Below are 25,450 nucleotides of genomic sequence, written 5' to 3' on the forward strand. Positions count from 1 at the left end.
ATGGGGGGGGGGCGCCCCCGGGTGTGGGGGGCGCCCGCCCGGTCCGGGTGGCGCGCTGCCGCCGTCCCCACGAGGCAGCGCGGGCGGGTCACCGTCCGGTCACCGGGACGACGGCCCGCCGGTTCAGGGGGCCTGGCCGGCCGCCGGCCGGGTGGGGCGGCCGGGCGCGAGACCCAGGGCCGGGAGCATGACCGCCTCCACGAACCGGATCAGGTAGTCGGCGTCCGCGTACCGCCCCTCCAGCACCGGCCGGATGCGCAGCACGCCCATCAGCTGGGCCGGCAGGAATTCCACGGCGGGATGGTCCGCGGCGATCTCGCCGCGCTCCACGGCCCGTCCCACCATCGCGTCGAAGGCGGCCAGTTCGGGCTCGACCAGCGCCTCGCGCAGGGCGGCCTGGAGCGCCTCGTCACTGAGTACGGCGTGGCCGAGGGCCTGCGTCAGCCGGGTGTCCCGGCCGGAGGTTCCGGCCGCGATCCGGGCCGCCTCGCGCAGGTCGCCCGCCAGGGTCCCGGTGTCCACCGCGGCGAGGGTTCCCCGCCGGGCGGAGCGCAGGGCGGCCGCGACCAGCTGGGGCTTGGTCCTCCACTGCCGGTAGAGCGTGGACTTGCCGCAGCTCGCCCGGGCGGCGATGCCCTCCATCGTCAGGGCCTCGTAGCCGTGCTCGCGCAACTGCTCCAGGACGGCGTCGTAGAACTCCTGCTCCCGCTCCGGGGTGATCTTGGAGCGGCGCGCGGGGATCGGCGTCGGCGTCATGGGTTGCGGCTCTCCTCGGGGCGCCTCGACTGCGGGTTCCGCTACGAAGTGTACGGGAACGCGAACGTATCGGTACACCAGCGTATCGATACGCCAATGTATCGATACACTGGCGTGTCGCTGTGCGCGCAACAGGAAGAGAGACCGGGGGATGACCGCCCACACCACGCCTGCCGGGCCGCCGGCAGGCGGACCGAGAGCCGCTCGCCGACGCCTCATACGCGAGCTGCTGCTCGTCGCGGGCTTCTTCACCTTCTACAAGGCGGGCCGGCTGCTCTCGACGGACCGCACCGGCGAGGCCTTCCGCAACGCCGACCGGATCTGGGACGCCGAACGCGCCCTGCGCCTGCCCGGCGAGGGCGCGGTGCAGCGGCTGCTGCTGCACGGGGAAGCCCTCGTGACCACCGCGAACACCTACTACGCCGCCGTCCACTTCCCCGCCACCGCGCTCTTCCTGATCTGGCTCTACGTCCGACGCCCCGCGCACTACCTGTGGACCCGCCGGGTGCTCGCCGTGCTCACCGGAGCCGCGCTCGTCCTGCACCTCGCCTACCCCCTCGCGCCCCCGCGGATGCTTCCCGACGCGGGGCTCGTCGACACCGGACAGGTCTACGGGCCCACCGTCTACCGGGCCGCTCCGGACGCCGACACGCTGGCCAACCAGTTCGCCGCGATGCCCTCCCTGCACTTCGGCTGGGCGCTGATGCTGGCGATCGGGGTGATCGCCGCGACCCGGGGCGGGAAGCGGTGGCGGTGGGGCCTGCTGTGGCTGCTGCATCCGCTGGTGACGCTCCTGGTGATAGTCGGCACCGCCAACCACTACTGGCTCGACGCGGTCGTCGCCGCTGTCCTGCTCGGGATCGCCCTGCTGGTGGTCCCGCGCCCGCGCGCGGGCGAGCCGGACACCGATATGCCCGATGCGGGCACCGGCGCCGGCACCGGCGATGGCGCGGAGGCGTCGGCAGCCCCCACCCGCCGCGACGCGGAAGGCGCCGTACAGGCCGCACCCGCCCTGCCGCACCAGAAGAGCACCGCCCAAACCGTGGGAGCGGGAAAGTGAACGACACCGCCCTCGCCGTCGGGCTCTGCCTCGCATCGGCCGTGGCCTACGCGGCCGGAGCCGTCGCCCAGGAGCGCCTCGCCCGCGCCGGCGTCGCGCGCAGCGCCGGGGCGCTGCTGGGCTCGGGCGTCTGGTGGTGGTCGGCAGGACTGAACGCGGCAGCAGCCCTGCTCCACGCCGCGGCCCTGCGGTACGGGCCCCTCACGCTGGTGCAGCCGCTCGGCGCGCTCACCCTGGTCGCCGCCGTGCCGATGGGGGCGCGCCGGGCCGGCCGCCGTGTGGCCGCCACCGAATGGCGCGGCACACTCGCCACCGTCGCCGGGCTCGGGCTGCTGCTGCTCCCGGCCTCCGGGCCGGCTCCCGACGACACCCTCACGCTGGTCGAGGCGTTGGCGGTGTCCGGGGCCACCATCGCGGTGATCCTGTTCCTGACGGCGGCGAAGGACCCGGGCTCGGGGCTGCGGCACGCCACCGCCTCAGGACTGGCGTCCGCGGTGGCCTCCGCACTGACCCAGACCGTGGCCGTCGCCGGCGGCCGCGGAGGGTCCCTCGTCAGCGTCCGCGTCGTCGCCGTGGCCCTGCTCGTCGTGGTGTTCGCGGTCGGCGGGATGCTCCTGTCTCAGCGGGCCTACCGGGGCGGCGGCCTCGGCGCCCCGCTCGCCGTGGTGAACCTGGCCAATCCCCTGGCCGCGGCCGCCATCGGCGCGGTCCTGCTCGGCGAACGCCTCCAGGGAGGGCCGGCGGGGCTGCTGCTGGCGGCGGCCGGCGCGCTCGTGGCGGCGCGCGGAGTGGTCCTGCTGACCAGGGCGCCGGCCGCCCCAAGGGGCGCACCGGGGGCCCTGGTGCCGGCCGGGGCGGCCGATCTGGCCGTGCCCGGGCGCCGGGTGCCCGTCTGATCCGGGAGGCCGCACGACCCTGTGCGGAAACGTTTCGTCTCGTCGTGTCCCCTTGCGGCGGACATCCGGCCCGTCGGGTTCCGGCCGTTGTTCCGCCCGCCCGCCCCTGGGGCGTGTCTTGCGGATCATTGCCGGGCTCGCGGGGCCCGATCCGCAGGACACGCCCCGGCCGTCGGCGCAACCGCGCCCACTACCCTGGCCGCACCACGCGAAGTCCGAGAACGAGCAGCGAGGAACCGGTATCGAGATGAGCGTCACCCCCGTCCCCACCGCCGACCTGTACGACGAGTACGGCGAATCCCTCGACATCTGCACCACCGGGTTCCACCAGTTCGGCGGCCGCCGGCTCTTCGCCGGCCCCGTGCGGACCGTCCGCTGCCACGAGGACAACGCCCTCCTGCGCGGACTCGTCCACACGCCGGGCGAGGGCGCCGTCCTCGTCGTGGACGGCGGCGGCTCGCCGCGCACCGCCCTGGTCGGCGACCTCATCGCCGGCGCCGCCGAACGCAACGGCTGGGCGGGCCTGATCATCAACGGCTCGGTCCGCGACAGCGTCGCGCTCGGCGGCCTCGACCTCGGAGTGAAGGCCCTGCGCACCGTCCCGCGCAAGAGCGGCAAGACGGGCGCCGGCGCCGTGGACGAGCCCGTGACCATCGGCGACGTCACGTTCCGGGCCGGGGACACCGTCCACGCGGACGACGACGGCGTGGTCGTCCTGCGCGGCTGACGACGAGGACTCCCGCCCGGCCGCCCGCGCGAACTCCCGCACGGCCGACGACGAGACTCCCGCCCGGCCGCCCGAACTCCCGCACGGCCACGACGAGAACCGGCCAGGGCCGACCCGCCGGCCCTGGCAGCCGCCCGGCGCGCGGGGTTTCACTGCCGGTCCATGAGACGACACAGGATCACGGGCCTGCTCGGCGCGATCGCGCTGGCCGCCGGCACCCTGGCCGCCGCGGGACCCGCGCACGGCCTGCCCCGGGCCGACCCGCCGCCCGCCGAGTTCGGCACCGACTGGCACGACCCCCTCACCGCCGCGCCACCCGTCGCACGACCCGCGACCCGGTCGTGCCGGGTGACCCTCGCCGAGGCGCAGTTCCGCGACTTCACCCCCTACCGCGGCGACTACGCGCCCCCCGCCGCCTGCGGCGCGGCCGACTGGGCCGCCGTGGTGCTCCGCCTCGACGGCAAGGTCAAAGGCCGCCAGTACGACCGGCTGGGCCACCTCTCCCTGGGCGGTGTGGAGATCCTGCGCACCTCCACACCCCAGCCCTCGCCCGACGGCATCACCTGGTCCGTCGAGAAGGACGTCACCCGGTACCGCGACACCCTGGCCCGCCCGCAGCCCGTAGAGATGCTCATCGGCAACGTCGTCGACGACACCTACACGGGCGTCATCGACGTCAAGGTGACCCTGACCTTCTACGCGGCCGAAGGACGCACCCGGGCGCCCGACACCCCCGACCGCGTGCTGCCCCTCACCACCCCGGTGATCACCACGCCCCGCAACACCGAACGGCTGCTGGCCGAGGTGTATGCCACCGGCTCCGGCGGCGGCTGCGAGGAGTACTGGTACATGACCACCCCCACCGGAGCCCCGTACTCCTGCACGGCGGACGGCGGCCCCCACCGCGAGGTCCGCGTCCTGGTCGACGGGCGGCTCGCCGGCATCGCCGCACCCTTCCCCACCGTCTGGACCGGCGGCTGGTCCAACCCGTTCCTCCGGTACGTCACCCCCGGCCCGCGCGCCTTCGACGTCCAGCCGATCCGCTACGACCTCACGCCCTACGCCGCCCTGCTCAACGACGGGCGCCCGCACCGCATCGAGGTGGGCGTCGCTGGGCTGCCCGCCGGACAGAGCGGCTGGAGCACCCCCGCCAACCTGCTGCTGTGGCAGGACGAGGCCCGCCAGGTCGTCACCGGTGCCCTCACCCGGTACGAGGAGAGCGAACCGTCGGGCCACTCCCGCTGGACGCCCGCCGGCCCCGGCGGACAGCACCGGGTGGACACCGAGGGCGCACACCGCCTGACCGTCGCCGGGTACCTGAACACCTCACACGGGCGGGTGGACACCACCGTCACCCGCTCCGTGCACCACACCTCCGCCCACCGTTGGACCGAGGGGGAGAGCATCGACGCGCTCACCGCGAGCTGGACCGACGAGGAGAGCGTGACGCAGGGGCCGACGACCACCCGGATCGACCGCACCTACACGATGGACGGCGAGACCACCCTCGGCGCCGGCGACCGCCTGCGCACGGTCCTGAGCCTCGGCGACCGCGCGGACACCGTCACCCTGCGCGGCGGCCGGACCGTCGACGCCTCCCGGCTCGACGACCGGTACACGGGCGACGCCACCTACACCGCGAACGTCCCCCGGGACCAGCGCCACGCGGTCGCCACCACCTCCGCGCGCTACCGGCTGTACGGGTCGCAGGTGCCCGGCGGGTGCTACGACCGCACGGTGGGCACCGCCCAGGGAACGGTCACGGTGGACCGGCGACGCTGCTGACGGCGGCGGCGCCTACGATGATCCGCCATGGACACGAGTGAGGCCGGCAGACAGCTGATCGACGGGCGCTTCGAACTGGTCGCGCCCCTGGGCAGCGGCGGCATGGGTACCGTTTGGCGGGCGCGCGACATCGCCCTGCACCGCGAGGTGGCTCTCAAGGAGGTGCGCCCGCCGGACCCGGCGACCGCCGCCGCCCAGCCCGGCCTCGCGGACCAGATGCGCGAACGCGCCGTCCGCGAGGCCCGCGCCCTCGCCCGTCTCGCCCACCCCCACGTCGTGACGATCCACCACATCGTCGAGCCCGCGGAGGGCACGGACGGGCACCCGTGGATCGTCATGGAGATGGTCCGGGGCGGCTCCCTGCACGACCGCCTGGAGTCCGGCCCCGTGCCGCCCGCGGAAGCGGTGCGCCTCGGCCTCGACGTGCTGTCCGCGCTGCGCGCCGCGCACGCCGAGGGGATCCTGCACCGTGACGTGAAGCCTGCCAACGTGCTGCTGCGCCCCGACGGGTCTGCCGTGCTGACCGACTTCGGCATCGCCGCGCTGCACGACTCCACCGGACTCACCGCGACCGGCGTGCTGATCGGCTCGCCGGAGTACATCGCACCCGAGCGGGTCCGTGGCGAGGAGGGGCTGGCCGCCTCCGACCTGTGGTCGCTCGGCATGCTGCTGTACGTGGCCGCCGAGGGGGCCAATCCGCTGCGCCGGGCCACGAGCCTGGCCACGGTCGTCGCCGTGCTCGACGAGCCGATCCCCGCGCCGGTGCGGTCCGGCCCGCTGGGACCCGTACTGGAGCGGCTGCTCGTCCGGGACCCGGCCGCGCGGCCCGACGGCGCACAGCTGGAACAACTGCTCCGGGACGCGAGCGCTGCTCTCGGTGCTGGTGCTGGTGCCGCGCCCCTTGCCGCGCCGCCCGCCGCCTCCCCGGCCGTTCCGGGCCCGTACGGGCAGTTCGGCCCCTACGCGCCCAGGCCCACCAGCACCCCGCACGCCCCGCACACCCCGCCGCCGTACGGCTCGGGCGCCTCCCCGTACGCGGCCGCCACCACGCCCGTCCCGGTGGCGTCCGCGCCGCGCCGGCGCCCGGCCCTGGTCGGTGCCGCGCTCACCGCGGTGCTGGCGGCCGGCGTGATCGGCATCGTCCAGCTGCTGCCCGACGGCAACTCCGGCGACGACAAGGCGAAGGGCGGCGCCGCCACCACCTCCGCCACCCCGCCGGCGCGGGACGCCTCCCCGGCCCCCGCCCCGAAGGCCAGCGCGCAGAAGGCGGACGCGCCCCGCGGCAGCATGATGACGCCGGGGAACGTCCGCACCGCCCTGGAGGCGTTCAAGAAGCAGACCGGCACGACCACCTTCGTCGACATGACGCTCTACGACGGCTACATCCTCGCCTCCATCCCCACGGCCGCCGGCGCCGAGACCGTCGACTCCTGGCAGTACCGGGACGGCGTGGCCGGCCGCACCGGCCCGGACGGCACGGTCAGGGAGGGGGAGCCGCTGATCGACATGGCCACGGTCAACTGGGACGCGCTGCCCGGCCTCCTGGAGCAGTCCAAGAAGGACCTCAAGGTCGAGAAGCCGACCTCGCGCCACGTCATCATCGACCCCTGGATGATGGACCAGACCCCCTCCATCCGCACCTACCTCAGCGACGAGTACGGGCGCGGCGGCTACGTCCTCTGGGGCATCGACGGCAGCCTCAGGAAGGTCTACGGCCCCTGAGACCCACGGCCCCTGAGCCGCGTGCCCGTACCGTCCCCCGACCAGGCGTACACCGAGGAGCCCCACCCACCGTGCCCAGCTGGCGCACCACCCTCACGACGGCCGGGACGGCCGGCACCCGGCTGCGGGACGACTACACCCACGCCGCCCGCCGGGTGCTCCGTCGCGAACCCGCCCCGTATTTGGCGCTGCGACTGCTCGCCGCGCCGCCCCTGGTGCCGGCCCTCGCCGCCGGCCTCGCCTTCATGAACCTGGTCGACGACGTGGCCGAGACCGGCACCCCGCAGCAACGGGCCGCGGGCCTGGCCGCGTTGACCGAGCAGGTCGAGGCCGCCCTCAAGACCGGGGACAGCAGCGATCCCGTGCTGCGGGCGTACGCCCACGCGGTGGACTCCCGGGGCCTGCCCGAGCACTGGGTGTCCCGCTTCCTCGCGGGCGCCGCCACGGCGGAGGCCGCCTTCGACGGCTTCGCCGACGAGGCGGACTTCCAGGCCTACCTCGACGCGTACGCCTGGCCCGGCGTCCTCGTCTTCACCGGCCTGCAGTACCAGGGCGGCCCGGATCCCGAACAGGCCGCCGGCTGGCGCCGGTTCGTCGACGCAGCCCAGCGCGTCGACTTCCTCGCCGACCTCCACGGCGATCTGGCCGACGGCCGGCTGTGCCTCCCGCGCGCCCGCCTCGACGAGCACTCCGTGACCCGGGCCGACCTGGAGGCGGCCCGTGACACCCCTGCCGTACGGGCCCTCCTCGCCGACGAGATCCGACGTGCCCGCGCGGCCCTCGACGCCACCCGCGGCATCCTCGACCTCGCCGAGCCCGGCCTGCGCCCCGTCGTCGCCACCATGGCGGACCTCATGGCGCACCAGCTGACCGCCGTCGAGCGGGCCGGCGCGGGCGCCCTGCGCCGGGACGTCGGCTACGGGATCGTCGCACCCCTGCGGATCCTGTTGCGCGCCGCCCGCCGCCGCCCGGTGGTCTAGGTCGTGTCGTCGAAGTCCCGCCTGGCCGGCGGGGCCTGGCACGCACTCCCTAGTAGGCGCCGTTGACGTTGTCGATGGAGCCGTAGCGGGCGGCCGCGTAGTTGCAGGCCGCGGTGATGTTGGCCACCGGGTCGTAGGAGTCCAGCGAAGTGCCGGGCACGTGATAGGCCTTGAAGGTCGGGTCGATGACCTGGAGCAGACCCTTGGAGGGGATTCCGTTCCGGGCGTTGATGTCCCAGAGGTTGATCGCCTTGGGGTTGCCCGAGGACTCGCGCATCACGTTGCGGTGAATTCCGTTGTAGCTGCCGGGAATACCGTGCTTGGCCATCACGTCGAGGGACTCGCGGATCCACCCGTCGAGATTGTTCGGGTAGGAGGACGCCGGCTTGGCGGCCGTCTTCACCGCGGTCTTGGCCGCGGTGGCGGCCTTCGCCTGGGCGCCGATGGTCAGTTTGAGACCGGGCCGGATGACCGACGGGTTGTCGCCGACGACCGCGCGGTTCACCTCGTAGAGCCGCTTCCATCCGCCACTGACGGAGTGGTCCGCGGCGATCTCCGAAAGGGTGTCGCCAACGACCACGGAATACGTGGCGGGAGGGGCGGTCACCGCGGTGACCGCGGTGGCTGCGGTGACGGTGGTCACCGCGGCTGCCGGCGCGCTCGTCCCGGCCGCGCCCGCGGTGGTCGCGCCGATCAGCGGGAGCGTGAGGGCAGCGCCACCTGTGCCGGCAAGGGCCAGCTTGCGGGTGATCGGGTTCTGCTTCGGCCGACGGTGCTTACCCTTTGCAGGCATGGGGGAATTCCTCACGTGGGGGGACGGGAGACCCGGTCGGCAGCGCCGTATTCGGCAGCTCGCCACCTGGAGTGAGGTGACGGTAGGTGAGCCCGACGGGCGCGAACAAGCCCCGAATTCCACCCATAGATCGACATCCCGCTATCCGCCCCGGAAATGACCTTGTGGGCATCGCGACGAAAAGGTCGATTCCCTTTCCGGGAAAAGGGAATCGACCTCTTGTGGGAAATGATGTTGACGTGTTCCGCGTGACTGACATCACGGGGTGGCGGCCCGGGGGTCAATAAGGGCAAGTCCACTCTCTGTTGGCCTCATTCGGGCGACTCGCGCTTAGGGGTTAAATCGCCCATCCACACTCTTTCCGGCGTGTGCGCCCTCCTCATGCCTCCCCGGTCGCGGACTCGGTGAGGGGCTCGGAGAGCGCCGCCAGCCGCTTCAGGGCGGCCGCCACCGCCGCCTGCGAGGCCGGCAGCAGGGGAAGCCGTACGTCGGGGGTCGGGATGCGGCCCTGGGCGTGGAGCAGGCCCTTGACGACGCCCGGGCTCGGCTCGGTGAAGGCCGCCGCCGACAGCCTGGCGAGCGCGTGGCCCAGCGTCCGGGCGTGTACCGCGTCCCCCGCCCGCCAGGCCGCGGCGAGCTCCGCGAACCGCTGCGTCGCCAGGTGGGCCGAGGCCAGGATCCCGCCCGACGCGCCCAGCGCGAGCATCGCCGACACGTGCACGTCGTCCCCGGCCAGGACGTGGAAACCGGCCGGCCGGTCGCCGAGCAGTTCCACCGCGTCCTGGTCGAGGGCGCCGACCGCGTACTTCACCCCGACGACCCCGGGGAGCGAGCCGAGGGCCCGAAGCGTGGTGGCGTCCAGTGGCTGCCCCGTGCGGTAGGGGACGTGATAGACGATGAGCGGTACGGGGCTGACCGCGGCCAGCCGCTCGAAGTGCGCCAACACCCCGGCCGCCGAAGGCCGTACGAACGACGGAACCGTGACCAGCGCCGCCCCCACCTGCGGCCACCGCGCCAGCCCGGCCAGGGAGGCCTCCGCGGCCCTGGTGCCGGACGCTCCCGCGCCGACGGTCAGCACCGCGCCGCGTTCCCCGCAGACGCGGGCGCACACGCCGGTGACGAGGTCGCGCTCCGCCGCGTCGAGGGCGGCGGCCTCCCCGGTGGTGCCGAGGGCGACGATTCCGGTGGCGCCCGCGTCGAGCACGTCGTGGGCCAATGCCTCCAGGGCCTCGGCGGCGACCGCCCCGGTGGGCGCGAAGGGCGTGACGAGCGGTACGTGGATCCCGTGGAGCGGGACCGCCCGCACGATGTCCTCCGGGGCCGCCCCCGCGATGCCCTGCGGGGCCGTTTCTGCGATGTCCTGCGTCGTGTCCTGTGCCATGCCCACGAGCCTGACCCGCCCCGAGCGGCAAATCCAGTTCACGTTCCTTACCCAACCCGTAAGCTGAGCCGATGCTCGACGTACGACGCCTGCGCCTGCTGCGCGAACTCGCCCGCCGCGGCACCATCGCCGCCGTGGCCGAGGCCCTCTCCTTCAGCCCTTCGGCGGTGTCGCAGCAGCTCGGCGTGCTGGAGCGGGAGGCCGGCCTGTCCCTGCTGGAACGCACCGGACGGCGGGTCCGGCTCACCCCCGCCGGGCAGAACCTCGTCCGGCACGCCGAGGCCGTCCTGGAACGGCTCGAACGGGCCGAGGCCGACCTTGCCGAAGCCCGCGGCGGCCTCGCCGGAGCCCTGCGCATCGGTGCCTTCCCCACCGCCTCCCGCGCGATCGTCCCGGCCGCCCTGGTGGCCCTCGCCCGGCGCCACCCTGGGCTGGAGCCGATGGTCTGCGAGACCGATCCGGCGGCGGTCGCCCACGCCCTGCGGGCCGGCGACCTGGACGTCGCCCTCGTCCACGCCTACGACTTCGTACCCGCCGAGCGTGAGCCGGGACTGACCACCGAACCGCTGTACGGCGAGGCGATGTACCTGGCCGAGCCCGCCACGGGAACGCCCGGGACGCCCGGGGGTGTCAGGACGGCCGGGGCACTCGGGACGGCCGGGGCGCCCGCGCCCGACCAGGACGCGGTCCTGCGCGCGCACGCCGGATCGCCCTGGATCACCGCCAGCCCCGGTACCCTCTGCCACGCCATGACCGTGCGCGCCTGCCAGGCCGCCGGCTTCACTCCCCGGGTGCGCCACCAGGTGGACGAGTTCGCCACCGTGCTCGCGCTGGTCGCGGCCGGCCAGGGCGTGGCCGTCGTACCCCAGCTCGGGGTGACGGGTCCCGCCGACCCGTCCGTGCACCTCACCCGGCTGGCCATGCAGCGGCGCACCAACCTCGCCTTCCGCAGCGGAGCCGGCGCCCACCCGGCCGTGGCGGCCTTCGGCGCGGCGCTTCGCGCCGCCGTGCCACCGGATCTGGCCGGGTCGCGCGCCGAAGCGTGACACAACTCCCTTACCGGATGCCGTCCGTGTACGTTCGTTGATCCAGACCGAACCGATCAGAACGGGGTACGACGTGACGCATCGCGTACGAGGGGTCATCGCCCGGAGCAAGGGCGCACCGGTGGAGACGACGACGATCCTCGTGCCCGACCCGGGGCCGGGCGAGGCGCTCGTCCGGGTGCAGGCCTGCGGGGTCTGCCACACCGACCTGCACTACCGCGAAGGCGGGATCAACGACGAATTCCCCTTCCTGCTCGGCCACGAGGCCGCCGGCATCGTGGAGTCCGTCGGCCCGGACGTCACCTCCGTGGCCCCCGGCGACTTCGTCGTCCTCAACTGGCGTGCGGTGTGCGGCACCTGTCGGGCCTGCAAGCGCGGACGCCCCTGGTACTGCTTCGCCACGCACAACGCCACCCAGCCCATGACCCTGGAGGACGGCACTCCGCTCTCCCCGGCCCTCGGCATCGGCTCCTTCGCCGAGAAGACCCTGGTCGCGGCCGGCCAGTGCACCAAGGTGGACCCGGCAGCCTCCCCGGCCGCCGCCGGACTCCTCGGCTGCGGGGTGATGGCCGGTCTCGGCGCCGCCCTCAACACCGGCAACGTCGGACGGGGCGACTCCGTCGCCGTCATCGGCTGCGGGGGAGTGGGCAACGCGGCCGTGGCCGGTGCCCGGCTGGCGGGCGCCTCGCGGATCATCGCGGTGGACCTGGACGACCGCAAGCTGGAGTGGGCGCGCGGCCTCGGCGCCACGCACACCGTCAACGGCCGCACCGAGGACGTCGTCAAGGCCGTCCAGGGCCTCACCGGCGGCAACGGCGCCGACGTGGTCATCGACGCCGTGGGCCGCCCCGAGACCTACCAGCAGGCCTTCTACGCGCGCGACCTCGCCGGGACGGTGGTCCTGGTCGGAGTGCCGACCCCGCAGATGAAGCTCGAGCTCCCGCTCCTGGACGTCTTCGGCCGCGGGGGCGCCCTGAAGTCCTCCTGGTACGGCGACTGCCTGCCCGAGCGCGACTTCCCCCTGCTGATCGACCTCTACCTGCAGGGCCGGCTCGACCTCGACGCCTTCGTCTCCGAGACCATCCCGCTGGACGGGGTCGAGGAGGCCTTCGCCCGGATGGGACGCGGCGAGGTGCTCCGCTCGGTCGTCGAGTTCTGACGCAGCCCCGCCGAGCCGGCCATCGGCGCCTGCCACCGGCGCCTGCCCGAGTGACCCGGCCACCGGCCTTCCGTGCGCTGCGGCCCCCGCCGCCGCACAGAAGGCCGGTAAGGCCCCCCGGGCCCCTGCGCCCCGGACGGGTCATAGACTCGGGCGGACCGCCGCGCCCGCCCGCGTCTCACCTGGCCGGGGTGCGCCATCTCCGTACCTCGTATCCCTGGGGGCCGTCCGTGACCGTCGTCCACAGCTACCGCCAGCCCGGCACGGTCCTCACCGACCACCGGTTCTCCGTCCCCCTGGACCACGCCCGCCCGGACGGGGAGCGGATCGAGCTGTACGGCCGCGAGGTGGTCGCCACCGGCAAGGACCCGGAGTCCCTGCCCTGGCTGCTGTACCTGGAGGGCGGCCCGGGCTTCGGCGCCCGCCGCTTCGTCGGCCGGCAGGCCTGGCTGGAGCGCGCCCTGCAGGACTACCGGGTGCTGCTGCTGGACCAGCGCGGCACCGGCCGGTCCACCCCGGTGAACCGGCAGACGCTGCCCCTGCGCGGCACTCCCACCCAACAGGCCGACCACCTGGCACACTTCCGCGCGGACTCCATCGTCCGTGACGCCGAGGCCATCCGCCCCGGTCTGACCGGCGGCGCGCCCTGGACCGTGCTCGGCCAGAGCTTCGGCGGCTTCTGCACGGTCCGCTACCTCTCCAGCGCCCCCGAGGGCCTCACCGCGGCCCTGATCACCGGCGGCCTCCCGTCGCTGACCGCCACCGCCGACGAGGTGTACCGGGCCGCCTACCCCCGCATCGAGCGCAAGAACGCGGCCCACTACGCCCGTTACCCCATGGACGTCGAGCGGGCCCGCCGGATCGCCGCCCACCTCGCGCGGCAGCCGGCCGAACTCCCCGGCGGCCACGTCCTGACGGTCGAGGCCTTCCAGTCCCTCGGCACCCTCCTCGGCGGCGGCGACGGCAGCCACCAGCTCCACTACCTCCTGGAGGACGCCTTCGTCCCGACCCCCGCGGGGCCGGCCCTCTCCGACGCCTTCCTGGAAGGCGCCCGCGCCCTCCTGTCCTTCGCCGGCCACCCCCTCTACGCGCTGGTCCACGAGGCGATCTACGCCCAGGACCCGGCCGCGCCCACGGCCTGGGCCGCCGAACGGGTCCGGGCGGAGAACCCCCGCTTCGACGCCCACAAGGCCCTCGCCGGCGACGAGCCCCTGCTCTTCACCGGCGAGACCATCCACCCCTGGCACTTCACCACCGACCCGGCCCTCGCCCCGCTGCGCGAGACCGCCGACCTGCTGGCCGCCCGTACGGGCTGGCAGCCCCTCTACGACCCGGAGCGACTGGCGACCAACGAGGTGCCGGTGGCCGCCGCCGTCTACCACGACGACATGTACGTGGACACGGAGGACTCCCTGCGCACGGCCCGCGCCATCCGCGGCCTGCGCACCTGGGTGACGGACGAGTTCGAACACGACGGCCTCCGCGCGGGCGGCCCCCGCGTCCTGGACCGCCTGCTGGCCCTCGTACACGACGACGCCTGAGCGGAAGGGCTCAGCAGGGCTCCACGAAGGCGCGGGTCAGGTGGGCCGTGGCCAGGAGGGCGCCGCGTCGGGCCGCCTGCGCCAGCAGGTGCTCGCGGGAGGCGCGGGCGGCTGGCCGGTCGCGTTCGTGTGAGTACGCGACCGCCGGATTGCCCAGCTGCACGGCGTGCACCAGCACGTCGCCGGTGACCAGTACGTCCCGGCCGGCCGGGCCCTGCTCCACCAGCACCGACTGGTGGCCGGGGGTGTGGCCCGGCGTCGGCAGCAGCGTGATCCCCGTCCCCAGCCGGTGCGTGCCGTCCACCTCGTGCAGCTGTCCGGTCTCCCGCAGCGGGGCAACCGTCCACTCCCACACCGGGTCGGCCCGGTCCAGGGCGACGACCTCGGCCCGCTGGACGACATGGCGCGCGGCGGGGAAGAAGGGCTCGCCGCCGGGCCCCGAGGTCCAGCCCGCATGGTCCTCGTGCAGATGGGTCAGCACCACCGTCTCCACGTCCGCCGCATCGATACCGGCCTCCGCAAGGGCGGCCGGCAGCCGCCCGGGTACCGGCGCCCACCCGGCGGCGGGCCCGTCCGCCGGTCCGACGCCCGCGTCCACCAACACCCACCGGCCCCCCGGCCGCGCGACGGCGAAGCACCGGAAGTCCAGCCGCCAGGAACCGCCGGGACCGGGCGCGCCCGGATCCAGCAGGGCGGCGCGCGCCCAGTCGGCCTCGTCCGCGCCGGGGAACGCCGTTGCGGCGGGCTCGAAGAAGGTTCCTGTGGCATCCAGGAGGGCCACTACCAGTCCGTGTCGGTCCATTCACCTATGGTGCGACGTATGACCGAACAACGTGATCAGCAGGCCCCCTTGGAGCCGATGCCCACCGACTGGCAGCGCGCCCTCGCCGTCGTGGCCCACCCGGACGACCTGGAGTACGGGTGCGCGGCCGCCATCGCGGACTGGACGGACGGCGGCCGCGAGGTGGTCTACCTCCTGGCCACCCGCGGCGAGGCGGGTATCGACTCCCTCGCCCCCGCCGCGTGCGCCCCGCTGCGCGAGGCCGAACAGCGTGCGAGCGCCGCCGTGGTCGGGGTGTCCGCGGTGGAGTTCCTCGACCACCGCGACGGCATCGTCGAATACGGTCTCGGCCTGCGCCGGGACATCGCGGCCGCCATCCGCCGGCACCGCCCCGAGCTGGTCATCACCCTCAACCACCGCGACACGTGGGGCGGGGAGCAGGGCGGCGGCTACTGGAACACCCCCGACCACAAGGCCGTCGGCCGGGCCACCCTGGACGCCGCCGCCGACGCCGGCAACCGCTGGATCTTCCCGGAGCTCATCTCCGAGCAAGGCCTGGAGCCGTGGAACGGAGTCCGCTGGGTGGCGGTGGCCGGTACCAGCACGCCCACGCACGCGGCCGACGCCGGCCCGGGCCTGGAGCGTTCGGTCCTGTCCCTGCTGGAGCACAAGGCCTACATCGCGGCGCTGACGGACCAGGACCCGGAGGAGTACGTCCGTACCTTCCTCACCGGCAACGCCGAACGGGTGGCGGCGCGGTACGACGGCCGCCCGGCGGTCGCGTTCGAGGTCTTCCCCCGCTGACCGCCACACCCCTAGTCTGACGGCCTGTCAGTACATGGGCAGCTGCCGAGCCGGGGGTGCGGACACGGTGATCGACACCATCTCCACGGAGATCGCGGAGGGTGAGGAGCGGATCCGCCTGGAGGTCGCGGAGGGCGTGGCCGTCCTCACCCTCTGCCGCCCCGCCCAGCTCAACGGCTGGAGCTGGGAGTCCAGCCGCCAGCTGGGTCTGCTCGCCGACCGGATCCGCTTCGACCCTTCGGTACGCGCCGTGCTGCTGCGGGCCGAGGGCCGGGCCTTCTGCGCCGGCATCGACGTGACCGCGCCGGGCGGCGCCATCACGGGCGGATCCACCGCCGAACGCACCCGCAACTACTACGAGGGCATCCGCTGGGTCCACGAGCGCTTCACGGTCCTCGCCCGGCTCCCGCAGCCCGTGGTGGCCGCCGTCCAGGGCTACTGCCTGGGCTTCGGTTTCGAGCTGGCGCTGATGGCCGACGTCCGGGTGGCGGCGCGGGACGCCGTCTTCGCCCTGCCCGAGGCCCGGCTGGGCGTGGCGGTCGACGCGGGCGGCGACCTGCGCATCGCCCGCGAGGCGGGCGCGGGCTGGGCGAAGTTCCTGGCCCTCACCGGTCGGCGGATCGACGCGGCGACCGCCGAACGGCTCAACCTGGTCCAACTCCTCGTCGAAAGAGAGGACTTGGAGGAGGCCTCCCGCGCCCTCGCGGCGGAGGTCGCCGCCAATGCCCCGCTCGCGGTCCAGGGCATCAAGCGTGCGGTCGACGCCTACGCCGACGCCGCCCTCCCCGCGGCCCTCGACCGGGTGGCGATGACCGCGGCCCTCACGCTCGCCTCGGAAGACGCCCGCGAGGGCTACACCGCCCAGGCGGAGCGCCGGCCGCCCCGCTTCACCGGCGGCTGACCCGCCGGCCAGGCGGGGCTTTGACGACACGACCTACGCGCCGCCCGCGGGCGGATCCGTCGGGCGGGGCCCGCCCGGCCGGGTGGCGAAGGGACCGCGCCCCAGCTGCTCCCGTACCGGGACGACCTCCGGACCGACCACCGTCCGGCGCTGCCAGTTGGCGCCGTCGACGACCAGGGTGTGGCCGGTGACGAACCGGGCGTACGGCGAGGCCAGGAAGGTCGCGGCCCAGCCCAGTTCGCGCGGCACCCCCACCCGCAGCGCCGGCTGCCGGGCGTCCCTGGCGCCGGGCGCGGCGTGTTCGAGGCCGCCCCGGATGTCCGCGGTCATGTCGGCGTGCGGGAACAGGCCCGGGACGAGCCCGTTGATCTGGATGCCGTAGGGACCCCACTCCACGGCGAGGGTCTCCACGAGGTTCTTGACCCCGGCCTTGGCGGCGGCGCTGTGGGCGAAGCCCGGCCCGCCCGTCCAGGCGTACGAGGCGCCGATGTTGATGATCGACCCGGGGGTGCCGACCGCGAGGTGACGGCGGCCGAATTCACGGGTCATGAACCACGTGCCGGTCAGGGTGATGTCGACGACCGCCCGCCAGGCGTTGGGGGAGAGGTCCTCCGCGGGGGAGGGGAAGTTCGCGGCCGCGTTGTTGACCAGTACGTCCGGCAGCCCGAGCGCCGCCTGCGCCGCGTCGAAGACCTCCGCGACCCGCTCGGGGTTGCTGATGTCGCAGACGGCGGAGCTCACCCGGCCCGCGCCCGGTACGGCCGCCAGCTCGTCCCGCGCCGCCCGGAGCTGCTCGGGGCGCCGGCCCGCTATCAGCAGATCGGCGCCGAGCCGGGCGAACTCGGTGGCCACGGCCTTGCCCAGCCCGGTGCCGCCGCCGGTCACCAGGACCACCTGCCCGGCGTACGTACCGGCGGGCAGGGCGGCGGCACCGAGTGGCGGGGGCGCGGGAAGGCCGTGCTGAGGGTTCTCCATGCGCCCATCGATAGCGCGCGGGCGCTCAGATCACCAGGGCGCGGACACCCCCTGGGGGGTGTCTCGCCGATCCTGCCGGGCTCGCGGCGCATGGCACCGCTCCCTGATCCGCCCTGACCGACAAGACACCCCTAGCTGCCCGGGTTGTACGCCTGCTGGGGCGCGCAGGTCCAGATCACCGGCTTGAGCCTGCCCTTCGCGTTCACGGCGGCCCCGCCGACGCGGTCGTCGTCCGACACCGCATCGGCCATGCTCGCCCCGCCCGCGGCCAGCCGCGGCAGGGCCTTGACCGGGCCGGAACCGGCACGCAGCAGCGCCTGGTCCGGCAGGGTCATCTCGTCCGGGTGGAACTTGGCCGTGCCGACGCTGACGTTCGTGGTCGGGCTGATCGCCTCGAACGTGGCGTACGGGTGCGAACTCAGGCCCCCGGGGCTGGTGCCTGGACCGGTGAGCGGGGGTTCCCAGACCCACGTCCGGTACTCGTGCCACGGCCCGGCCCAGTCGTAGCCGACGATCCGGCCGCTCTCGTCGAGGTCCTGGACGTAACTGTCGTTCATCGTGGGATCCAGCAGCCGGGCGGCGGTCCCGTCCCCGGGCCACAGCACCGGGTGGGTGCCCTCCAGGTGCGCTCCGGTCTCGGGGACCTCGTAGTCCTGGGTGGCCATGCCGAGGATGTCGCCCCGGTTGTTGATGCCCGTGACCATCGTGATCCGGGTGCCCGGGCCCGCGTCGGCCGGGACGGCCAGTTCCCGGACCTTCTGACCGTCCTTCCAGACGGTGCCGAGCCCGCCGTCGGAGCGGGAGACCACGTACCCGGCGTCGTTGACGTCGGCCTCGATGTCGTAGCCGTAGCCGTCCGGCAGCGGGGTGATCGCCGCGGCGCCCGCCTGGTAGGTGAACAGGGAGGCACCGCCGGAGCCGTGGAGGACGCCCACCATCAGTCCGTGCGCGTTGACGGCGACGACCTGCCCCGTCCGGTTCGGGTCGCCCAGCGGTACCTGGTGGACGGTGGTGCCGGTCCAGTACACGGGCTTGTGGCCCGACACGCCGACGGCGAGGCCGTCCGGGCCGAGGTCGAAGACGCCCTGGGCGCGCTGCATGTCGCGCACGTACGTCTCGTCCCCGATCGAGCCGAGCACCTGGATCTTCGGCGTGCACCTCGCGTCGGCCGCCACGGCCGGCCCGGCGGCGGTGATCAGGCCCGCCAGAACGACGGCGGCTGCGGCCGCGGACATGCTTCTTCTCATGTGGTGGTCCCCCCTGGACAGGTGCAGTTCCCCGTTGAGTCATGACACGTGCACGCCACATATTGCCTGATGGTGGGTCGGATGCGGCCTGAAATGACGCCTGTTGTTTCGGACCGGGTGACGGTCCACTCGTCCCGGCGATTCACAGAAGGGCAAGCGACCGCTTAGTATGCGCTCGGAGCGTGATTCCTCGACGGCGGCTGGAGGCCCCGGATGCAGGCATGGCGAGTACATACCCCCGGCGAGCCCCGCGAGGCCATGCGCCTCGAAGAGGTACCCGAACCGGTCCCCGGCGAGGGCGAGGTGAGACTCAGGGTGCTCGCCGCCAACGTGAACTTTCCCGACGCGCTGCTCGTCCGCGGGCAGTACCAGATCACACCCCCGCTGCCCTTCACCCCCGGCGTCGAGATCTGCGGCGAGACCGAGGACGGCCGCCGCGTCATCGCCAACCCGAGCCTGCCGCACGGCGGGTTCGCCGAGTACGTCACCGCACCGGCGCGCGCCCTGCTCCCGGCCCCGGACACCCTGGACGACGCCGAGGCGGCGGCCCTCCACATCGGCTACCAGACCGGCTGGTTCGGCCTGCACCGGCGCGCCGGCCTCCGGGCCGGCGAGACCCTCCTCGTGCACGCCGCCGCCGGCGGCGTCGGCAGCGCCGCCGTCCAGCTGGGCAAGGCCGCCGGGGCCACCGTCATCGGAGTCGTCGGAGGCAAGGACAAGGCCCGTACCGCCGAGGAGCTCGGCTGCGACCTGGTGATCGACCGTACGGCGGAGGACATCGCCGCCCGCGTCAAGGAGTTCACCGGCGGACGCGGCGCCGACGTCGTCTACGACCCGGTCGGCGGCGGCGCCTACACCGCGTCGACCAAGTGCGTCGCCTTCGAGGGCCGGATCGTCGTCGTCGGCTTCGCGAGCGGCACCATCCCGGCCCCCGCCCTCAACCACGCCCTCGTGAAGAACTACGCCGTGCTCGGCCTGCACTGGGGCCTGTACGCGTCCAAGGACCCCGCCGCCATCCTCGCCTGCCACACCGAACTCACCCGGCTCGCCGCCGAGGGCGCGGTCAAACCGCTGGTCAGCGAACGCGTCCCGCTCGCAGGCGCCGCCGACGCGGTGCAGCGCCTCGCCGACGGGACCACCACCGGCCGCCTGGTGGTCCTGCCGGGCCTGGACGGAGCCGCCCGATGACCACCGGAGCCACCCCCGCCGACCCCATCCCTCCGGTCACTCCCGTCACCGCCGAGACCGTACGCGCCCGCACCAGGGAACTGCTCGCCGCGCACCCGCCCGCCGGCACCGACCGCACCGCATTCCTCCGCGCCCGCTTCGACGCCGGACTCGCCTGGGTGCACTACCCCGAGGGACTCGGCGGACTCGGCGCGCCCCGTTCCCTCCAGGCCGCCGTCGACGCCGAACTGGAAGCCGCCGGCGCCCCCGACAACGACCCGCGCCGGATCGGCATCGGCCTCGGCATGGCCGCGCCCACGATCCTCGCGTACGGCACCGAGGAGCAGAAGCGGCGCTTCCTGCGCCCCCTGTGGGTGGGCGAGGAGGTCTGGTGCCAGCTCTTCAGCGAGCCCGGCGCCGGATCCGACCTCGCGGCGCTCGCCACCCGCGCCGTCCTCGACGAGGGTGCCGGCGAGTGGGTCGTCGACGGCCAGAAGGTCTGGACCTCCAGTGCCCACAACGCCCGCTGGGGCATCCTCGTCGCCCGCACCGACCCTGCACTGCCCAAGCACCAGGGCATCACCTACTTCCTCTGCGACATGCACGACCCCGGCGTCGAGGTCCGGCCGCTGCGCCAGATCACCGGCGAGGCCGAGTTCAACGAGGTCTTCCTCACCGGCGTCCGCATCCCCGACGCCCACCGCCTCGGCGCCGTCGGCGAGGGCTGGGCGGTCGCCCGCACCACCCTGATGAACGAACGCGTCTCCATCGGCGGCATGCGCATCCCGCGCGAGGGCGGCATGATCACACCCGTCGCCGCGGCCTGGCGCGAACGCCCCGGCCTGCGCACCCACGCCCTCCACCAGCGGCTGCTGGAACTGTGGGTGGAAGCCGAAGTCGCCCGCCTCACCGGGGAGCGGCTGCGCCAGCAGCTCGCCGCCGGCCAGCCCGGACCCGAGGGCTCGGGCATGAAGCTGACCTTCGCCCGCCTCAACCAGGAGATCAGCGGCCTGGAGGTGGAACTCCTCGGCGAGGAGGGACTGCTGTACGAGGACTGGACCATGCGCCGTCCCGAACTGGTCGACTTCACCGGCCGCGACGCCGGCTACCGCTACCTGCGCGCCAAGGGCAACAGCATCGAGGGCGGCACGAGCGAAATCCTCCTCAACATCGTCGCCGAACGCGTCCTCGGCCTGCCCCCCGAGCCGCGCGACGACAAGGACCTCGCATGGAAGGACCTGTCCCGATGACGGCACCGACAGCGCCGACGGCGCCGGCCGACCTCCTTTACTCCGAAGCCGAGGAGGAGCTGCGCGCCGCCGTACGCTCGCTCCTCGCCGCCCGCTGCGACGCCAAGGCGGTCCTCACCCGCGCCGAGACCGGCCGGCCGCACGACCCCGCCCTGTGGCACACCCTCGCCGCCGAGATCGGCACGGCGGGGCTCCTCGTGCCCGAGAAGCTCGGCGGGCAGGGCGCGGGACACCGGGAGGCGGCCGTGGTGCTGGAGGAGCTGGGCCGTGCCGTGGCTCCCGTCCCGTACCTCACCAGCGCCGTGCTCGCCACGGAGGTCCTGCTCGGCTGCGACACCGCCGAAGCCGCCCCGCTGCTGGCGGAGCTGGCCTCGGGTCGCACGGTGTGCGCCCCGGCCGTTCCGCTGACCCTCGCCCCCGGTGCCCGCCTGCCCGCCCCCGTACGGGACTCCGGCGGGGGGAGCCTGACCGGCACGGTCAACGCCGTGGCGGACGCGGTGGCCGCCGACGTACTGCTCGTCCCGGCCGACACCGGGCTGTACGCGGTCCGGGCGACGGACGCCGCCGTGACCCCGCTGGTTCCGCTGGACCTGACCCGCCCGCTCGCCACCGTCACCCTGGAGGCGGCCCCGGGCACCCGCCTCGCCGACCCCGCCACGGCCCGGGCCGCCGTCGCCGGAGCCCTGCTCTCCGCGGCGGGCCTCCTCGCGTCCGAGCAGGTCGGACTCGCCGAGTGGTGCCTGACCGAGACCGTCGCCCACGTCAAGGGCCGCTACCAGTTCAACCGGCCCGTCGGCTCCTTCCAGGCCCTCAAACACCGCCTGGCGCGGCTCTGGCTCGACGTGGCCTCCGCCCGCGCGGCGGCCAGGGCCGCGGCCGACGCCCTCGCCACCGGCGCCTCCGACGCGCCCCTGACGGTCGCCGTCGCCCAGGCCTTCTGCTCGGGGGTCGCCGTCCGCGCCGCCGAGGAATGCGTCCAGCTCCACGGAGGCATCGGCATGACGTGGGAGCACCCCGCCCACCTGTACCTCAAGCGGGCCAAGGCAGACTCCCTCGCCCTCGGCACCGCGGGCCACCACCGCGGCCTGGTCGCCGACTTCGCGGAACTCCCGGCGCCGTAGCTGCGGCCGCGGGGGCGGTGCCGGACTGGATCCATGCCCGCACGACGCGGGCCCCGCCGTCACGCGCCGCGGCCCTCTCGGCGTCGCGGCCCTCGCCCCGGCCGGTCCGGCAGCGGCCGGGCCCGCGGCCGGGGACGGTACGGACCCGCCCGCGACGGCGGGCGGGGGGACGTCGAGGGCACGGTTTCCCTTCCCGGCGGCCGCCGCACCCACGTCGAGTGCCGGTGGACGGGCACACCGGCGGCCGACGGCACAGCCGTCTGCGCAGGTCCGGTCCCCGCAGGGCCGGTTCCCGCCCTACGCACGGCGCGATCTTCCGCGACCTGGACCGGGACCTGTACCGGCGCCGCTCCGGGGCCTGCACCAGCACGGCTCCGCGGCCTGCACAGCACCGCTCGGCGACCTGCACGGGCACCGCTCGACGACCTGCACCTGCCCCTGCACCTGCACCGCTCCGGGACCTGTACCCGGCACCGCTCCGGGGCCTGCACCTCACCGCACCGGCACCGCTCGGCGACGTGCACCTGCACCGCTCTGGAACCTGTACCGGCACCGCTCTGCGCGCACCGGCACCGGCATCTGCCCCGCCTGCGGCGCGCTCCCGGCCGATCCCTATGCTCGCCCCATGACCGCCGTGATCACCGCTCTGTCCGCCGCCGGACTGCGCACCCACCGCGACGAACTCGCAGCCCTCCTGCACGCCGTGGTCCGCGACGGCTCCTCGCTCGGCTTCCTCGCGGGCCTCGACCACGCGACCGCCGTCGCCTGGTGGGACTCCCTGCTGCCCGCCGTCGAAGACGGATCCCTCGCCCTGTGGGTCTCCCGCAGCGGCGCCGACGGCCCCATCGACGGCACCGTCAGCTGGTACCGGGAGTCCAAGCCCAACGGCCGCCACCGCGCCGAGCTGCGCAAGCTCATGGTCCACCCGGCCGCCCGGGGCCGCGGCACCGCCCGCGCCCTCCTCGCGCACGCCGAGACCGAGGCCTCCCGCGCCGGGGTGCTGCTGCTGTTCCTGGACACCGAGACCGGCAGCGGCGCCGAACACGTCTACCGCTCGGCGGGCTGGACGGAGGCCGGCACCATTCCCGACTACGCCACCGACCCGGCGGGCCGGCTGCACCCGACCACCCTCTTCTACAAGCAGCTGCGCGGCGCCCACGGGTGACCTCGCCCGCCGCGCGGCGTTAGACCCGTAGCCGCCGGCCACCGAGCGAGGGAGACCGTATGTCCGCAGCAACCGACGCCGCACCTCTGACCCGACGCGCCCTCCTGCGCACGGCGTTCACCGCGGCCGTGCTCGCCGGTACGGGCGCGGTCCTGGCCCCCGTACTGCGCGCCCGCCGGCCCCGGCAGACCCTCACCCCCGCGCCGCTCACCGAGGAGACGTACCGCGGCCGGCACATCGCCGTCGACGTCGCCGGGGTCCGCATCGACGGCCGCCCCCTGCACGTCATGCGCCGCGCCGACGGCAGCTACCTGAGCGGGATCAACCACTTCCAGTCCTATCCGACCCCACTGGAACTGGCCCGTGCCGCTGTCGACGAACTGGGCACGACACAGCTGGCGTTCGCGGCGCCGCACCACGGCTGACAGACCCACGGGAACGGGAGGACCTCCGCTTTGCACGTCCGGCAGAACCAGAAGAACCTCACCAGCGCCCAGAAGAAGCGGTTCACCGCGGCGGTGCTGGAGCTCAAGCGCAGCGGCGCCTACGACGCCCTGGTGCGCACCCACGACAAGTACTTCGTGCCCGACCGCGACCGCAAGCTGCGCGTCGGGCACATGTCCCCCTCCTTCTTCCCGTGGCACCGGCTCTATCTCCTGGAGTTCGAGAAGCAGTTGCAGCAGATCGACCCGGGCGTGTCCGTCCCGTACTGGGACTGGACCACCGACACCAGCCCGGTGTCCTCGCTCTGGGCGGACGACTTCCTCGGCGGAACCGGCCGCGCGACCGACCGCAAGGTGATGACCGGGCCGTTCGCCTACGACAAGGGCAACTGGACGGTCACCGTCGGCATCACGGAGTCCGCGTTCCTCACCCGCAACCTGGGCAGGCCGCAGAACCCGATCACCCTGCCGACCCCGGCCGAACTCCAGTGGGCGATCGACGACCCGGTCTACGACGTCTCGCCCTGGGACTCCACGGCCACGGCCGGCGGCTTCCGCAACAAGCTGGAGGGCTGGGCCGCCCCAAAGAGCGAGCGCTGGCGCAACCACAACAAGGTCCACCAGTGGATCGGCGGTCACATGACCGGCGGTACGGCGCCCAACGACCCGGCGTTCTGGCTGCACCACGCCTTCGTGGACCTGATCTGGGACCGCTGGCAGCGGCAGCACCCCCGCTCCGGCTACCTGCCCGCCGCCCCACTGGCGAAGGGCGACCTCCAGCGCGGCCGGGTGATCGCCCTCGACGAGCCGATGCCGCCGTGGGACGTCACGCCGCGCGAGGCCCTCGGCCACCGGGGCCTGTACCGCTACGAGTGACCCGGCGGTCCCGGGAGCGAGCGGGGGCACGGGCACAGGGCGCAGCGGGCCCCCAGCGGGCAGGGGGCACAGGGGAAGGGCCCCCGCCGAGCGGCGAGGGCCCTTCGGTCGAGCCGGCGATCAGTGGCCGTAGCCCTCGTCCTCGGTGTGGTGGTCGGCGCCGCCGCCCGACGCGTTGACGCAGGTGTTGCCGAACGCGGGGTTCAGGAGGGCGATCACGTTCACCGTGTTGCCGCAGACGTTGACCGGGACGTGCACCGGAACCTGGAGCAGGTTGCCCGACAGGACACCGGGGGAGCCGACCGCCGCACCGTGCGCTCCGGCATCGGCGACAGCCAGGCCCGCACCGGCGACCACGGCGCTACCGGTGACAGCGGTGATGGCGAATGCCTTCGCGATACGCGACATCAAGATCTCCTCGTGAGATGTAAGGCGCCACAGAATCCGTGGCATTTGACATGGCATACAACGCGGGGACGGCCGCGGGGTCACGGCCCCTACGCCTACCCGGTGACGGGAAAGGCGACGGAGGCGAAGTACGGCCGCACCTGAGCCATCTCCCCGGGCCGCAGCGCGCCGACGACCCGGCCCGAGCAGCGTGGGCCCTGGTAGAGGGTCGCCGAGCCGCGGGTCGTGTTGGTGACCGCGCGCCCGCCGCCGCCCTCCGCCGCCACGCAGCCCCGCGGCGCGGTGAGCCCGTGGACCCGGTCGTCCTGGCCCACGTACTGGAAATCCGGGCCCGCGGCGTGGGCCGGACCGGTGACGCACGAGATGCCCGCCAACAGCAGGGCGGGCACAGTGTGGGGGATACGCAGGATTCGCATGCCCGTCCAACCGGGCCGGTCCCCGGCCCGGTCACGCCTTGTCACCTGTT

General features: G+C 74.3%; 25 protein-coding genes. 17 read left to right on the forward strand and 8 right to left on the reverse strand.

From position 1 onward, the window contains the following. Positions 1-123: 123 nt before the first annotated feature. Complete coding sequence (locus AB0F82_RS25200) at positions 124-756, reverse strand: TetR/AcrR family transcriptional regulator (RefSeq protein ID WP_362631470.1); 633 nt, start codon at positions 754-756, stop codon at positions 124-126. Between the two features lie 151 nt (positions 757-907). Between AB0F82_RS25200 and AB0F82_RS25205 the strand changes: the two genes are divergently transcribed. From AB0F82_RS25205 to AB0F82_RS25230, 6 genes are all read left to right on the forward strand, one after another. Continuing rightward, positions 908-1,816, forward strand: coding sequence for a phosphatase PAP2 family protein (locus tag AB0F82_RS25205; RefSeq protein ID WP_362631472.1), 909 nt, complete (start codon positions 908-910; stop codon positions 1,814-1,816). Continuing rightward, complete coding sequence (locus AB0F82_RS25210) at positions 1,813-2,712, forward strand: DMT family transporter (protein WP_362631474.1); 900 nt, start codon at positions 1,813-1,815, stop codon at positions 2,710-2,712. Before AB0F82_RS25205 ends, AB0F82_RS25210 begins: the two co-directional genes overlap by 4 nt. A gap of 247 nt (positions 2,713-2,959) precedes the next feature. Further along, on the forward strand, positions 2,960-3,439 hold the full coding sequence (gene rraA, locus AB0F82_RS25215; RefSeq protein WP_362631476.1) for a ribonuclease E activity regulator RraA: 480 nt from the start codon (positions 2,960-2,962) through the stop codon (positions 3,437-3,439). 162 nt (positions 3,440-3,601) lie between these two features. Continuing rightward, entirely contained in the window at positions 3,602-5,224 is a 1,623-nt protein-coding gene (locus AB0F82_RS25220; protein WP_436842152.1) for a peptide-N4-asparagine amidase, read from the forward strand. Between the two features lie 27 nt (positions 5,225-5,251). After that, the gene (locus AB0F82_RS25225; RefSeq protein WP_362631478.1) at positions 5,252-6,946 is read left to right on the forward strand and encodes a serine/threonine-protein kinase; all 1,695 of its coding nucleotides are present in this window, start codon (positions 5,252-5,254) and stop codon (positions 6,944-6,946) included. Between the two features lie 71 nt (positions 6,947-7,017). After that, positions 7,018-7,926, forward strand: coding sequence for a phytoene/squalene synthase family protein (locus tag AB0F82_RS25230; protein WP_362631480.1), 909 nt, complete (start codon positions 7,018-7,020; stop codon positions 7,924-7,926). 49 nt (positions 7,927-7,975) lie between these two features. On the opposite strand, the gene AB0F82_RS25235 is transcribed toward AB0F82_RS25230, so the two are convergent. Together AB0F82_RS25235 and AB0F82_RS25240 are read right to left on the reverse strand one after the other, a co-directional pair. Beyond that, entirely contained in the window at positions 7,976-8,719 is a 744-nt protein-coding gene (locus AB0F82_RS25235; RefSeq protein ID WP_362631482.1) for a LysM peptidoglycan-binding domain-containing protein, read from the reverse strand. Positions 8,720-9,098: 379 nt separating this feature from the next. Further along, positions 9,099-10,100 carry a dihydrodipicolinate synthase family protein gene (locus AB0F82_RS25240; protein ID WP_362631484.1) on the reverse strand — a complete coding sequence of 334 codons (1,002 nt, stop codon included), beginning with the start codon at positions 10,098-10,100 and terminating at the stop codon, positions 9,099-9,101. A 71-nt stretch (positions 10,101-10,171) separates the two neighbouring features. On the opposite strand from AB0F82_RS25240, the gene AB0F82_RS25245 reads away from it, so the two are divergent. The 3 genes from AB0F82_RS25245 to AB0F82_RS25255 all read left to right on the forward strand — a co-directional run bounded on the left by AB0F82_RS25245 (position 10,172) and on the right by AB0F82_RS25255 (position 13,846). Next, the gene (locus AB0F82_RS25245) at positions 10,172-11,146 is read left to right on the forward strand and encodes a LysR family transcriptional regulator (RefSeq protein WP_362631486.1); all 975 of its coding nucleotides are present in this window, start codon (positions 10,172-10,174) and stop codon (positions 11,144-11,146) included. Between the two features lie 73 nt (positions 11,147-11,219). After that, a complete protein-coding gene (locus AB0F82_RS25250; protein WP_362631488.1) occupies positions 11,220-12,305 on the forward strand; it encodes an S-(hydroxymethyl)mycothiol dehydrogenase in 1,086 nt (361 codons plus the stop codon). 230 nt (positions 12,306-12,535) lie between these two features. Continuing rightward, positions 12,536-13,846, forward strand: coding sequence for an alpha/beta fold hydrolase (locus AB0F82_RS25255; protein ID WP_362631490.1), 1,311 nt, complete (start codon positions 12,536-12,538; stop codon positions 13,844-13,846). 10 nt (positions 13,847-13,856) lie between these two features. Here AB0F82_RS25255 and AB0F82_RS25260 read toward each other — a convergent pair whose 3' ends face one another. After that, the gene (locus tag AB0F82_RS25260; protein WP_362631491.1) at positions 13,857-14,648 is read right to left on the reverse strand and encodes an MBL fold metallo-hydrolase; all 792 of its coding nucleotides are present in this window, start codon (positions 14,646-14,648) and stop codon (positions 13,857-13,859) included. An 18-nt stretch (positions 14,649-14,666) separates the two neighbouring features. Between AB0F82_RS25260 and AB0F82_RS25265 the strand changes: the two genes are divergently transcribed. Together AB0F82_RS25265 and AB0F82_RS25270 are read left to right on the forward strand one after the other, a co-directional pair. Continuing rightward, positions 14,667-15,431 (forward strand): PIG-L deacetylase family protein, encoded by a 765-nt coding sequence (locus AB0F82_RS25265; protein WP_356813778.1) that lies wholly within the window; start codon positions 14,667-14,669, stop codon positions 15,429-15,431. A gap of 67 nt (positions 15,432-15,498) precedes the next feature. Next, entirely contained in the window at positions 15,499-16,332 is an 834-nt protein-coding gene (locus AB0F82_RS25270; protein ID WP_362631493.1) for an enoyl-CoA hydratase/isomerase family protein, read from the forward strand. A 33-nt stretch (positions 16,333-16,365) separates the two neighbouring features. Here the strand turns inward: AB0F82_RS25270 and AB0F82_RS25275 are convergent, their stop codons facing one another. Beyond that, positions 16,366-17,307, reverse strand: coding sequence for an SDR family oxidoreductase (locus AB0F82_RS25275; protein WP_362631494.1), 942 nt, complete (start codon positions 17,305-17,307; stop codon positions 16,366-16,368). Between the two features lie 131 nt (positions 17,308-17,438). Continuing rightward, positions 17,439-18,542: a hypothetical protein gene (locus tag AB0F82_RS25280; protein ID WP_362631496.1), complete on the reverse strand. Its 1,104-nt coding sequence runs from the start codon at positions 18,540-18,542 to the stop codon at positions 17,439-17,441. Between the two features lie 225 nt (positions 18,543-18,767). On the opposite strand from AB0F82_RS25280, the gene AB0F82_RS25285 reads away from it, so the two are divergent. The 6 genes from AB0F82_RS25285 to AB0F82_RS25310 all read left to right on the forward strand — a co-directional run bounded on the left by AB0F82_RS25285 (position 18,768) and on the right by AB0F82_RS25310 (position 24,576). After that, positions 18,768-19,742, forward strand: coding sequence for an NADPH:quinone oxidoreductase family protein (locus AB0F82_RS25285; RefSeq protein WP_362631498.1), 975 nt, complete (start codon positions 18,768-18,770; stop codon positions 19,740-19,742). After that, positions 19,739-20,971, forward strand: a complete 1,233-nt coding sequence (locus AB0F82_RS25290) for an acyl-CoA dehydrogenase family protein (protein WP_362631499.1) — start codon at positions 19,739-19,741, stop codon at positions 20,969-20,971. Before AB0F82_RS25285 ends, AB0F82_RS25290 begins: the two co-directional genes overlap by 4 nt. Continuing rightward, on the forward strand, positions 20,968-22,092 hold the full coding sequence (locus tag AB0F82_RS25295; RefSeq protein ID WP_362631500.1) for an acyl-CoA dehydrogenase family protein: 1,125 nt from the start codon (positions 20,968-20,970) through the stop codon (positions 22,090-22,092). The genes AB0F82_RS25290 and AB0F82_RS25295 overlap by 4 nt, the downstream gene beginning before the upstream one ends. 625 nt (positions 22,093-22,717) lie before the next feature. After that, positions 22,718-23,257 (forward strand): GNAT family N-acetyltransferase, encoded by a 540-nt coding sequence (locus tag AB0F82_RS25300; protein ID WP_362631501.1) that lies wholly within the window; start codon positions 22,718-22,720, stop codon positions 23,255-23,257. A gap of 59 nt (positions 23,258-23,316) precedes the next feature. Beyond that, positions 23,317-23,682, forward strand: coding sequence for a tyrosinase family oxidase copper chaperone (locus AB0F82_RS25305; protein ID WP_356813769.1), 366 nt, complete (start codon positions 23,317-23,319; stop codon positions 23,680-23,682). Between the two features lie 30 nt (positions 23,683-23,712). Beyond that, entirely contained in the window at positions 23,713-24,576 is an 864-nt protein-coding gene (locus AB0F82_RS25310; RefSeq protein ID WP_362631503.1) for a tyrosinase family protein, read from the forward strand. A gap of 120 nt (positions 24,577-24,696) precedes the next feature. Here AB0F82_RS25310 and AB0F82_RS25315 read toward each other — a convergent pair whose 3' ends face one another. Then, entirely contained in the window at positions 24,697-24,984 is a 288-nt protein-coding gene (locus AB0F82_RS25315) for a chaplin (RefSeq protein ID WP_362631505.1), read from the reverse strand. Positions 24,985-25,079: 95 nt separating this feature from the next. Then, a complete protein-coding gene (locus tag AB0F82_RS25320) occupies positions 25,080-25,400 on the reverse strand; it encodes a hypothetical protein (RefSeq protein WP_362631507.1) in 321 nt (106 codons plus the stop codon). Between the last annotated feature and the right edge of the window lie 50 nt (positions 25,401-25,450).

The organism is Streptomyces virginiae, assembly GCF_040638905.1.
Classification (GTDB): Bacteria; Actinomycetota; Actinomycetes; order Streptomycetales; family Streptomycetaceae; genus Streptomyces; species Streptomyces virginiae_B.